The following is an 11,023-nucleotide window of genomic DNA, read 5'->3' as shown; positions in this document are numbered from 1 at the left end:
ATCACCGCCCAGGTAGCTACCGTTTCTTTTTCTTCTTCCGGGTAACCCTCTTGCCGTGGTCACCATGATCGTGCTGCGGCTCGACGGTCGGCTGCTGGCCGCTTTTCATGAACATGAACGGAATGATGACCACGGCGAAGAACGCCAGGATCGCCGCCAGGGCAATTAGTGGTGTCGACATAGTGTCCCTCCTTCAAAACATGTAAATGCTCCATCCGCCGCCGGTGAGTCGTATCCCTTACACGGCGGGGGGGCTGGCCTGCCTTTGTTTTCTTCCCTTGCGCAAGTTGGCGCGCGCTTCCTCAGCCAGTTTCAGATAGCTCTCCCGGATCGACTCGAGATCTTTCTCGTCCAGTTCCTCCATGTTGAGCAGTGCGTTGTTCGCCCCCTCCAGCGACCGGATGATCTCGTCCAACTTGAGCTGAGTGGCCGCGGAATCGCGGTTCTGGGTGTTCTGAATCACGAAGACCATCAAAAAGGTGATGATGGTGGTGCTGGTATTGATGACCAGCTGCCAGGTATCGCTGAACTTGAACAAGGGCCCGGTGACGGCCCATACCGCGATGATGGCGAGGGCGAAGATGAAGGAGGACGGGTGTCCCGAGCTATGGGAGGCCCAGGTGGCGAAGCGGCTGAAACGGGACATGTGTTGTTCCATGACTCCTCCTGTCCATCGGTCTGCCGGGGACCGGCAAGCCTCTCTCCCGGCGCCCGGTTATTTGCCCTTTGCCTTGCCTGCCGGCAGTGGTTTGGCCGGAGCGCCGCTCTCCCTGGCGGCCTCGCCGCTCCTGAAATTGCCGCTCGCCTCCTGGTCGCGGCGGACGATGGCCGCCACCTCTGCATCGCTCAGTTCCGGGTCCCTGCGGGCGTCGACAACCACCCACAACCCGTCGCGCTGCTCGCAGGTGATCAGGAAGGCCCAGTGCCGGGACTGGTCATCGGAAAGGATGATGTGCTGGACGGGGAGCCCGTCACTGACATTGGGGTCGAGGGAAAGATCCTTTTGGTGCACCCGGAAAAACTGGGAGGCGGCGCCCCCCTTGCCGAACAGCTGGTCCCGAAGCGCCATTGCGCGCTCCCTGCTGTAACGGATGCGGGTGGTGCGGTACAGGTCGGTCAAAGGGCCGCCGTTGGCCAGCGCCAGGATGTACTGGTTGGCGGCGCTCCCCGGGCCGTAAGCGGACCCGATCCGGCTCTGGGGGAGTTCGGCAACGAAGGAGATCCGGTGCGCGACCGGCGTGGTGCTCTCGGTGCTGATCCGGATCAACCCGCGCCGGGCCTTACGGATGCGGGCGAGGTCGGTTATGGAGATCATCGACGTCTCAATCAGTTGCGCCCCATGTTGCGGTGCGACGCTTTTGCGGGACCAGGGCCCCACTGCGGCGGCGTCCTTTCCGGGGAGCTCGACGGCATCCTCGATCAGCAGCGGACCGGTCGAACCGATGCGGATGTAGCCGGGGCCATCTTCGGCCGCCACAACGTACCAGTTCTTGGTCCCCGCCACGATGACACCATCCACCGGCGCGCCCCCGACCTTCAAGGCCCGGGCGGTCCCGAGCGAGTTGTTGGCGCTGGTGACGGCAAGCGGCTGCCCGGTCGCAGCGGCAGGAGTTACCGCTTCGTCCGCCTCAACCGTTATCCCCGGCTCCAGCCACCATGCTGTCACCGCACCTGCGGCTGGAGTCAGGAAGAGCGAGAACATGACCGACATGACAACGTTGACCATCCACCTTTTCATAATCCCCCCTGTCATCACACGCTTGTCACACCGCCTTCGGCAGGCGCAGCATATCACGCACCGTTAATTACTATCAATGTAAATATGTTGCCCCTTCTCCTGCCATTCCCGCCCTCATCCCGGCAGCTGCTGGCTGCGTGGACATCGCCCCCACGCCCGATATACTTGGCGCGTCCCGCTGCCGCATGTTCACACCCTGCCCGGGAGGTATCCATGACCAGCAGAAGAGTTTCGCTGCCACTGTCTGCCGCACTCTGTGCCATTGCCGCTTGCATCGGCTTTTTTAGCAGTGCCGGCAAGGCTCATGCCGCGCCCGCGGAAAGCGCCGGCTTTCCTGACAAGCTGACGCTGACGCCGGTAGTCAAGGGGCTCAAGCAGCCCACCGCAATCGTCAGCGCAAGAGACGGCAGCAAACGGCTTTTCGTGCTCGAGCAGGCAGGCAGGATCAGGATCATTCGCAACGGCGTACTCGATCCGGCCCCGTTCCTCGACATCACCGCGCTGGTGAAGTCCGGGGGTGAGCGGGGACTGCTCGGCCTCGCCTTCCCCCCCGACTTCGCCTCCCGCAAAACCTTCTACGTCGACTACACCAACAGGACCGACATCGGCAACACGGTCATCGCCAGCTTCAAGGTGGGTGAGCACCCGGACCGCGCCGATCCGGCCAGCCGCAAGGAACTGCTCACCATCGTCCAGCCCTACGCCAACCACAACGGCGGCCAGCTCGCCTTCGGACCGGACGGAATGCTCTACATCGGCATGGGTGACGGCGGCAGCGGCGGCGACCCGCACGGCAACGGGCAGCGTCTCGACACCCTGCTCGGCAAGATCCTGCGCATCGACGTGACCTCGGACGCGTCTTCCTACCGGCTGCCCAAAAACCCATTCGGCAACGAGATCTGGGCCTATGGCCTGCGCAACCCCTGGCGCTTTTCCTTCGATCGCGGCACCGGCGACCTCTACATCGCCGACGTCGGCCAGGACGAGGTGGAAGAGATCGACTTCCAGCCCGCCGGTTCCGGGGCCGGCGCCAACTACGGCTGGAACATCATGGAAGGGGACCGCTGCTTCAAAAAGCCCGACTGCAAGAAATCCGGTCTCACCCTCCCCGCCGCGGCCTACCGCCACGACAAAGGCGACTGCTCGGTCACCGGCGGTTACGTCTACCGGGGCAAGGCAGAGGCGTTGCGCGGCACCTACCTGTACGGGGATTTCTGCAGCGGCCGCATCCGGGGGTTGCGCAGGGTCGGCGGCAAGTGGCAGACCAAGCTCCTGATCGATACTCCCTATGCCATCTCCACCTTCGGCGAGGACGACGACGGCGAACTCTACCTCGCCGACTACGGCAGCGGCACCATCTACCGGATTTCCTTACCATGATCGCATACGAATATATTGCGCATCAGCAATACACCATATAGAATGCCTATGGGTGCGACGCTGGTCTACGCCAAAAAGGAGGTCTACAATTCGGGGTTGGTCGTGGAAGCGGTGATTTGGCAGCTCCCACAGCCGACGGCGGAGCGACCACACGGCTTAAAGTACCGTTTGTACTGCGGCCACAGCGGCAAATGCATCGTCCGTTACGACAATGAGACTGGCAAAGGCGACCACGTGCACTACGGGAGACATGAGAAGGGTTATTGCTTCTCCTCGCTCCAGCGCCTAATTCAGGACTTTTATAACGACGTAGAAAGGCTGGCAGGAGACCTTTTATGACCAAAGCAATCATCGGCATAGCGAATTTCAAAGATACACACAACGAATTGCTGGATATTGCCGCACGCCTCGACAGCGGGGAACGACTTCCCGACGCGGATTACCAGCTCAACTTCGCAACGGCGTCGCAACTCTTCAGTGAAATAACTCCGAAGAGGCTGGAACTTCTTGACGCTCTGAAGCGAACCGGCCCTCAATCGGTCTACCGTCTGGCCAAGACGCTGCGACGGAACTACAGCAATGTCCACAGTTCAGTGGTTGGCCTGCTGGGACTCGGGTTGATCGCTAAAGATGCCAACGACAAGGTTTATGTCCCTTGGGATGATGTGGAGATACACGTATCTCTCTCAAGATCGATTGCAGCATAGTTCCGGAGCCCCTGATGTCCCTACGCAGCCTGCGCATCCTGACCGCCATCGCCAGCAAAGGAAGTTTTGCCGCGGCGGCGGAACAGCTCTGCCTGACCCAATCCGCCATCAGCCTGCAGATGAAGAACCTGGAAGAAGAACTGGGCGTGCCGCTCTTCGAACGCACCGGCCGGGGCACCAAGCTGAACCTGAACGGGAAGCTGGTGGTGGAACGGGCCCGCGAGATCTTGGAGCTCTACGACGGCATCAAGACCGAGCTGTCGCCATCAGCGGCGATCCGGGGGGTGCTGACGCTGGGCGCAGTCCCCACGGTGATCACCGGGCCGCTCCCCCCCGTCCTGGGACGCCTGCGCAAGGACCACCAGGAGATGCAGGTGCGGCTGGTCTCCAGCCTGTCGGCGGAACTGGTGCGGCAGGTTCAGGAGGGGGACCTCGACGCGGCCCTCACCACCGAGCCTCCCTTTGCCGTCCCGGCGCAGTACCAGTGGCGCCCCTACGACGAGGAACCCTTCTTCGTGGTAGCGCCCAAGGGGAGTGGAACCGCCACCGTTGCCGATCTCTTCCAGGCCTACCCCTTCGTGCGCTTCGACAAGACTGCCTGGGCGGGAGCGTTGGTGGACGGGCAGCTGCTGGCGCAGGGGATCCGCCCGCGCGAGGTGATGGAGTTCGATTCGCTGGAGGCTGCGCTGAGCCTGGTGGAAGAGGGACTGGGCATCGCGGTCATGCCGCTGAACCGGCGCCGGCTCCAGGAGGCGCAAAGGCATTTCACGCTGACGCCGTTTGGCTCTCCCCAGTTGGTCAGGAGGGTCGGCATGTACCAGAAGCGCCGTCATCCGCGTCTCGCGCTGACGCAGCTGGTGCTGGACGAACTCTGCCGCGAGTGCGGCTACTTAAAAAATACTTGAGTGTGGCGCAAGTATTATGAACTTTTTGCTAAAGTGACACCGTGCTACCCTGCTTCCACTGCCACAGAGAAGGAGAGTAGCCTTGAGTACCATAGTAAACGCCCTCACCCCCGTGCTGTCGCTGATCCTGGCGGGCTTCCTGATCAGGCGCAGCGAGTTCCTGTCCCCTTCCTTCTGGCCCTCGGCCGAGCGTCTCACCTACTTCCTGCTCATGCCCGCGGCCCTCATCCACAGCCTGGCGGGAAAGAAAATCGGCTCGCTCCCCTGGTTCGGCATCCTCGTCACCGTCGAATGGGTCGTCGCCGCCAGTGCGCTCCTGGTCATCCTGTGGGGCGCGGCCAACCGACGCATGGGAGGCGGCGTCTTCACCTCGCTGTTCCAGGGGGGGGTCCGCTTCAACACCTTCGTGGCGCTGGCGCTGGCCGAAAGCCTGTTCGGCAAGGAGGGGCTGTTCCTGGCGGCCCTGGGGGCGGGTTTCATGATCGTCCTCATCAACGTGCTCTGCGTCTCCGCCTTCTCCTTGACCGTCGGCAGCGGCGGCGGGCTCGACCTCAGGCGCCTGGGCGCCGACCTCGCGCGCAACCCGCTCATCATCGGCTGTCTGCTGGGGATCGGCATCAACGCTTCGGGGTGGCAGCTCCCCGCCGCCATCGACGGCACGCTCGCCCTGGCCGGCAAAGCCGCTTTCCCGGTGGGGCTCATGGCGGTGGGGGCGGCCTACCGGGCCGGCGACCTGGCCCGCCACTGGCAACCTACGCTGGTCAGTTGCGGCATCCAGTTTCTCTGCAAACCGGTGCTGGCGTGGTGGGTCGCCGCGGCAACCGGCCTGTCCGGCGCCGCGGCCGGGGTGGTGCTGCTCCTGTTCAGCGTCCCTACTGCGCCCACAGCCTACATCCTCTCCCGCCAGATGGGCGGCGACCACGACAGCATGGCCTCCATCATCACCGCGCAAACCTGTCTTTCCTTCTTCACCCTCCCGGTCACCCTATGGGTGCTACTCTGAACAGGTAACAAGCGCCCGCCAAGGACCGAGGTCGTCCGCTCCGGGAACCGCTGCCAGCTCCCTCCTTGCCACCTTTTCACTTAATGATGCGTCGCAAAGGCGGTGCCGAGGCATCATTTCGACGCTCTGGCCCTGGCTTGATGAGCCTTGCCGTTATCAGGCGCCGCCCCTTACTTAAGTCGAATGGAAATGATCCGATACGGTGGGTGGGTGGAAAAATTGCTTCATTATCCGGCGCACAGCATCCTGAACGGTAGGAGAAGCAGATGTTCGAAAATGTGAAGGTGATCCTGGCCGACGACGACCCCCTCAACCTCGACATGCTCGAAACGATGCTGCAGCAGTTCGAGTGTACCCTCATCAAGGCAGGCAACGGCCAGGAGGTGATCGATGCCATCTCCGCCCACCCCCAGGTGGACCTGGTGGTCATGGACCTCAACATGCCGGTGTTGCATGGCTACGACGTGTTGCGTCGGATCAAGCAGGACGTGCATTGGCACGACATACCGGTGGTCGTGGTAACCGCGGACAGCAAGGAGGTGGCCAACGTGCTGGAGCTGGGGGCCAACGACTTCCTGGGCAAGCCGTTCAACCTGTGCGAGACGCGCCACCGGGTCATGAACCAGATCCGCAACAAGAGGCTGGCCGATTTCGCCAAGGATACCAACGCGGTGCTGGAGGTGGAAGTGGCCAAAAGGACCGCCGCCCTGCAGCAGGCGCTGGCCAAGGCGATACAGACGGAGTACGAGATTTCACTGCGCCTGGGGCGGGCGGCCGAGTTCAGGGACCAGGAGACGGGATCGCACCTGAAGTGCATCAGCCAGCTTTCCAAGCGGCTGGGGCAGTTGGCAGGCATCCCCGGCGACCAGTGCGACATCCTCTACTTCGCTTCGCTGCTGCACGACGTGGGTAAGATCGGCATCCCCGACTCGATACTGCTCAAGCCGGGCAAACTGGCGCCGGAAGAGTTCGCGACCATGAAGGAGCATACCGTGATCGGCGGAAAGATCATGTCCGGGGCCCGGGACTACCCGGTGATCGAGGCGGGGCGGGTCATCGCGCTGCAACACCACGAAAAATGGGACGGCACCGGCTACCCGTACGGGCTCAAGGGTGACGAGATCCACATCTTCGCCCGGGTGGTCTCCATCGTGGACGTCTTCGATGCCCTGCTCACCGAGAGGGTCTACAAGAGGGCCTTCAGCATCGAGGAAAGCATGGGGATCATGATGGACGAGACCGGCAAGGCCTTCGATCCGCAGCTGCTCGAACTGTTCTTCAAGCACGTTGAAGAGTTTCACGCACTCCAGCAGACCATCCACGCCGATACGCTCCCCATCACCAGCATCACGGAAATGATCCGTTAGCCTGCGCCGTGCGCGACGGGCCGGCCCCGGGGCGGGTGCGCCGCTGCCGTCCCGCGCCGGCGCAGAGGCGCCGCTTACCGTCGCCGCGTCGTGGTCCGGACGCGCTGCAGCTTCTGCCCCAGGTCCGCGAGGCGGTAGGGTTTCTGGATGAACCCGGCCAAGCCCCTGCCGGTGAACCTCTCGGTGATCTCCTGCTCGCTGTAGCCGCTGGAGAGGATCACCTGCACCTGGGGGTCCAGCGCGCGCAACAGCTGCAGGGCCTGCTCGCCGTCCATGTGCGGCATGGTCAGGTCGAGGATCACGCAGTCCACCTCGTCCCCGCGCTGCTGGAAAATCTCGACGGCGGCCGAACCATCTTCGGCGGTCAGCACGCTGTAGCCAAGGCTCTCCAGCATCTCCCGCCCCAGGCTGCGGATCGCCTCCTCGTCGTCGACCAGCAGCACGGTACCCGAGCCGCACGCGGCGACGCCGGTGTGCTGCTGTCGCGCGGGGGGGCGAAGCTCCGTCGCCTGGTACGCCGGGAGGTATACCCTGAAGACCGACCCCTGCCCCGGTTCGCTGTGCACCTCGATGGTACCCCGGTGCCCCCGGACGATCCCCAAAACGGCGGCCATGCCCAGGCCCCGTCCGGTGAACTTGGTGGTGAAGAAGGGATCGAAGATCTTGTCCAGGGTATCCCGGTCCATGCCGCAGCCGTCGTCCGCCACCTCGACGTAGACGTAGAGTCCCTCCTGGAGCCGGTCCGTGAGCCACAGCCGGGACAGCGCCGCTGCGTCCAGTGTGCTGGTCCCGGTCCGGACCAAGATCACCCCGCTGCGGTCGCCGATCGCCTCGGAGGCGTTGATGACCAGGTTCATGATCACCTGGCGGATCTGCGTCGCGTCCACCTCCAGCAGGGGGAGGTCGCCGGCGAGCTCCAGGCGCATCTCCGCCTTCTTGGAAATGGAGACCTCCAGCATGTGGCTCATCTCCGTGATGATGGCGTTGACGTCCAGCACCTCGATGACGAAGCTCCCCTTGCCGGAGTAGGCGAGCATCTGCTGGGCCAGGTCCGCCGCGCGCTGCGAGGACTTCTCTATGTTGTGCAGGTTGGTGCGCACCGGCGATTCCTGCGGCAGCCTGAGCAGCGCCAGTTCGGCGTTGCCCATGATCGCCATCAGGATGTTGTTGAAGTCGTGGGCGATCCCCCCCGCCAGCACGCCCAGGCTCTCCAGCTTCTGGACGTGCAGGATCTGGGCTTCCATCTGCGTTTTCTCCTGCGCCAGGCGCCGTTCATCGGTGACGTCGCGCCCCACCACCAGCAGGTGCTTCTTGTCCTTCATGAGCAGTCGGGACAGGCTGTAGGACATGGCGACCTGCCTGCCGAAGCTGGTCGTGAGATCGACATCGCGCACCCGGGCCACGCCGTCCTCCAGCACCTTTTCGGCGACCACCAGCAGGCCGCTTTCCTGCCATGAGCGCAGGGTGCGGAAATTCTGTTCCTGCATCGCCTCCACCTGTCCCCCGGCGATCTCCGCCGTGGCCTGGTTCAGCAGGATGCACTGCCCCGAATCACCGTCGAAGATGCGGATCCCCATGGGGGAGTAGCGCATCAGCGATTCGAACAGCAGCAGGTTCTCGCGCCGCTCCTCCTCGCTCTTTCTGTGCTCGGTGATGTCCCTGGTAATCCCCAGCAGCGATACGATTTCGCCGTGATCGTTGCGGAAGGGCACCGCATGGGTGTCCAGCCAGATCCGCCTCCCCTTGAGCCCGGTCGCCTCGAAAACGAGGTTGCCGACCGCGCCGCGGAAGACGTTGCGGGTCAGCTCGATGAAGGCGTCGCGGTATTCAGGGGTGACCAGGGCATACATGCACTCCCCCTGCACCTGGGCCAGCGAATCCGCCTCGATCATGGCAAGGCCGGCATGGTTCATCATCTCCAGGCGCCCCTCCCGGTCGAGCAGTTTCACGCACTCCGGCTCGGTCTGGATGATGGTGTTCAAAAAGGCCTCGCTGCGGGCCAGGGCGTCCTCCCTGGCGCGCAACTGCTCCGCCATGGCGTCGAAAGTCCGCGCCAGGCTTCCCAGCTCCCCCCCCACCACCAGGGCGGAGACCCTGACCTGGGCATCCCCTCCGGCCAGCCGTTCCGAGGCATCCTCCAGAGCCCTGATGCGGTCTCCGATGCAGCGCTTCCCGATCAGGATGGCGCAGCCGCAGGCCAGGAGCAGGACCGAGGAAAGCAGCAGCATGCTGCGGGTCAGCGCCCGGTTGGCGTCCCGGGTGGCGACCTCTATCGGGATCCCGGCGGTGACGTACATGTAGGGGGTGGCTTCCCCCGGCAGCCGCAGCTTGCGGTAGGAGATGATCCTGCGGTCCCCCTGGAGCCCGGCGCGGATCTCGGTGCCGATTTCAGGTCCCTGCTGAATTCTGTGAAACGCCTCTGCAGGGTAGGACTTGCCGACGTAGCGCGCGTGGTCGATGCCCCGGGCCAGGATGATCCCCTCGTGGTCCAGGATCACGAAGCTGAACCCGCTGGGGAGGCTCATCTGCTGCAGCAGGTGCTGGTAGTTGCCGATGTTGATGCTGACCCCGATCACCCCGACGCTCCGCCCGTCCTGGTCCTTGAGCGGGTAGCCGAGGTTGAAGATGGGCTTGGTGATGATCCGGCTCACGATGTACTCGCCCGAGGAGAGCCTGCCGCTGGTCATCGCGCTCTTGAAAAAGCGCCTGGTGCTGAGGTTGAGGGGCTGGCTGACCGGTACCGCGCTTGCCCACATCATCCCCCGGCGGTCCGAGATGGTGATGTTGGCGTACATCGGGTTCAGCTTGAGCAACTCCCTCAGGATTTGTTCCACCCTGGCCTTGTCCCGCTCCTTCACCTCGGGAAGCTGTGCCAGCGAGGCCACCAGCTGCTCGGCTGCCACCACCAGGTTGCGCTGCTCGGTGGCGATCCTCTCGCTCAGCTGCAGGGTCTCCTGCCGCGCCTGGTCGAGCATGGTGTTGCGGAACTCGATGCCGGAATACAAAATGACGCCGGCCGCGGGCAAGGCGACCACGAAGATGATGAGCAGCAGCAGAAACCGGATCGATAACAAGGACGGGCGGAACATCATACCTCGCTTGGTTCAATGAAACGCGACATTGACAAAATGCTCCCAAAGGTTCTATGTATCTTAGCAGAAATTAAAGTCACTCTAAATGTGACAATGCGAAAAACAGGGTGCCATATGTCATTACTTCTCTGCTCTGGTACAGTCCACGGCATCGTACTGCCGCTAACGCCGACATGCAGTGTCATGTTGACATCGTGCGAGGTAGCGTCGTGAACGTCTACCGCGAGTGGTGTCTGCCTCATCTCACCAACTGCGTCTGCGGGCTGAGGGCGCTGGCGCGGCAACGGGCGCTGATCGTGCCGCTGGCGCGAGGGCGGGTGCTGGAGGTGGGAATGGGGACGGCCCTGAACCTCCCCTTTTACGACAGGGAGAAGGTGAGCTGCATCTGGGGGTTGGAGCCGTCACCGGGGATGCGCAAGGCGGCGGAGAAAAACGTGCGCCGCAGCGGTCTGCAGGTGCGCTGGCTCGACCTGCCGGCCGCGACCATCCCGCTGGCCGACGAAAGCGTGGACACCGTGCTGTTGACCTTCACCGTGTGCAGCATAAACGACTGGAGTGGGGCGTTGGCGGAGATGCGGCGCGTGCTGGCGCCGCAGGGAAGGCTGTTGTTCTGCGAGCACGGCGCCGCGCCCGATGCCGGCGTGCTCCGCTGGCAGGAGCGGATCACGCCGTGGTGGAAACACGTAGCGGGGGGATGTCACCTCGACCGCCCCATCCCGCGGCTGATCGCATCGTCAGGGTTCAGGGTGGCGGCGCTCGATGCGGGATACGCGGCGGGGGTGCCCAGGCTGGCCGGATATACCTATCGCGGCTGCGCGGAAAAGGGGTGAG

11 protein-coding genes are annotated in these 11,023 nt (G+C 63.6%); 7 read left to right on the top strand and 4 right to left on the bottom strand.

Annotation, left to right across the window (positions count from 1 at the left end; translation table 11 throughout):
* Nucleotides 1-16: 16 nt before the first annotated feature.
* Genes H7687_RS04060 through H7687_RS04050 form a run of 3 tightly spaced genes read right to left on the bottom strand, consistent with a single transcriptional unit; the run spans nucleotide 17 to nucleotide 1,738 of the window.
* The gene (locus tag H7687_RS04060; protein ID WP_183345371.1) at nucleotides 17-181 is read right to left on the bottom strand and encodes a hypothetical protein; all 165 of its coding nucleotides are present in this window, start codon (nucleotides 179-181) and stop codon (nucleotides 17-19) included.
* A 57-nt stretch (nucleotides 182-238) separates the two neighbouring features.
* Nucleotides 239-658 (bottom strand): low affinity iron permease family protein, encoded by a 420-nt coding sequence (locus tag H7687_RS04055; protein WP_198424606.1) that lies wholly within the window; start codon nucleotides 656-658, stop codon nucleotides 239-241.
* A 57-nt stretch (nucleotides 659-715) separates the two neighbouring features.
* Nucleotides 716-1,738, bottom strand: coding sequence for a hypothetical protein (locus H7687_RS04050; protein WP_183345369.1), 1,023 nt, complete (start codon nucleotides 1,736-1,738; stop codon nucleotides 716-718).
* Between the two features lie 213 nt (nucleotides 1,739-1,951).
* Here H7687_RS04050 and H7687_RS04045 point away from each other — a divergent pair, with 213 nt between their 5' ends.
* From H7687_RS04045 to H7687_RS04025, 6 genes are all read left to right on the top strand, one after another.
* Nucleotides 1,952-3,118, top strand: coding sequence for a PQQ-dependent sugar dehydrogenase (locus tag H7687_RS04045; protein WP_183345367.1), 1,167 nt, complete (start codon nucleotides 1,952-1,954; stop codon nucleotides 3,116-3,118).
* A gap of 42 nt (nucleotides 3,119-3,160) precedes the next feature.
* On the top strand, nucleotides 3,161-3,457 hold the full coding sequence (locus tag H7687_RS21895) for a toxin-antitoxin system TumE family protein (RefSeq protein ID WP_308469775.1): 297 nt from the start codon (nucleotides 3,161-3,163) through the stop codon (nucleotides 3,455-3,457).
* Entirely contained in the window at nucleotides 3,454-3,825 is a 372-nt protein-coding gene (locus H7687_RS04040) for an HVO_A0114 family putative DNA-binding protein (protein ID WP_183345365.1), read from the top strand. The genes H7687_RS21895 and H7687_RS04040 overlap by 4 nt, the downstream gene beginning before the upstream one ends.
* A 14-nt stretch (nucleotides 3,826-3,839) precedes the next feature.
* On the top strand, nucleotides 3,840-4,730 hold the full coding sequence (locus tag H7687_RS04035) for a LysR family transcriptional regulator (protein ID WP_183345363.1): 891 nt from the start codon (nucleotides 3,840-3,842) through the stop codon (nucleotides 4,728-4,730).
* A gap of 82 nt (nucleotides 4,731-4,812) precedes the next feature.
* Nucleotides 4,813-5,733, top strand: a complete 921-nt coding sequence (locus H7687_RS04030; protein WP_183345361.1) for an AEC family transporter — start codon at nucleotides 4,813-4,815, stop codon at nucleotides 5,731-5,733.
* A gap of 266 nt (nucleotides 5,734-5,999) precedes the next feature.
* Nucleotides 6,000-7,100 (top strand): response regulator, encoded by a 1,101-nt coding sequence (locus H7687_RS04025; protein ID WP_183345359.1) that lies wholly within the window; start codon nucleotides 6,000-6,002, stop codon nucleotides 7,098-7,100.
* A gap of 74 nt (nucleotides 7,101-7,174) precedes the next feature.
* Here the strand turns inward: H7687_RS04025 and H7687_RS04020 are convergent, their stop codons facing one another.
* A complete protein-coding gene (locus tag H7687_RS04020) occupies nucleotides 7,175-10,189 on the bottom strand; it encodes a response regulator (protein ID WP_183345357.1) in 3,015 nt (1,004 codons plus the stop codon).
* A 212-nt stretch (nucleotides 10,190-10,401) separates the two neighbouring features.
* On the opposite strand from H7687_RS04020, the gene H7687_RS04015 reads away from it, so the two are divergent.
* A complete protein-coding gene (locus H7687_RS04015; protein WP_183345355.1) occupies nucleotides 10,402-11,022 on the top strand; it encodes a class I SAM-dependent methyltransferase in 621 nt (206 codons plus the stop codon).
* Nucleotide 11,023 lies beyond the last annotated feature (1 nt).

It is taken from the genome of Geomonas paludis, assembly GCF_014193585.1.
Classification (GTDB): Bacteria; Desulfobacterota; Desulfuromonadia; order Geobacterales; family Geobacteraceae; genus Geomonas; species Geomonas paludis.
Note: the sequence above shows the minus strand (reverse complement) of the source record. Positions and strands in the feature narration are given on the sequence as shown.

Coding starts and splice junctions, on each gene's coding strand:
- H7687_RS04060 (WP_183345371.1), bottom strand. CDS start 181: ATGTCGACACCACTAATTGCCCTGGCGGCGATCCTGGCGTTCTTCGCC.
- H7687_RS04055 (WP_198424606.1), bottom strand. CDS start 658: ATGGAACAACACATGTCCCGTTTCAGCCGCTTCGCCACCTGGGCCTCC.
- H7687_RS04050 (WP_183345369.1), bottom strand. CDS start 1,738: ATGAAAAGGTGGATGGTCAACGTTGTCATGTCGGTCATGTTCTCGCTC.
- H7687_RS04045 (WP_183345367.1), top strand. CDS start 1,952: ATGACCAGCAGAAGAGTTTCGCTGCCACTGTCTGCCGCACTCTGTGCC.
- H7687_RS21895 (WP_308469775.1), top strand. CDS start 3,161: ATGCCTATGGGTGCGACGCTGGTCTACGCCAAAAAGGAGGTCTACAAT.
- H7687_RS04040 (WP_183345365.1), top strand. CDS start 3,454: ATGACCAAAGCAATCATCGGCATAGCGAATTTCAAAGATACACACAAC.
- H7687_RS04035 (WP_183345363.1), top strand. CDS start 3,840: ATGTCCCTACGCAGCCTGCGCATCCTGACCGCCATCGCCAGCAAAGGA.
- H7687_RS04025 (WP_183345359.1), top strand. CDS start 6,000: ATGTTCGAAAATGTGAAGGTGATCCTGGCCGACGACGACCCCCTCAAC.
- H7687_RS04020 (WP_183345357.1), bottom strand. CDS start 10,189: ATGTTCCGCCCGTCCTTGTTATCGATCCGGTTTCTGCTGCTGCTCATC.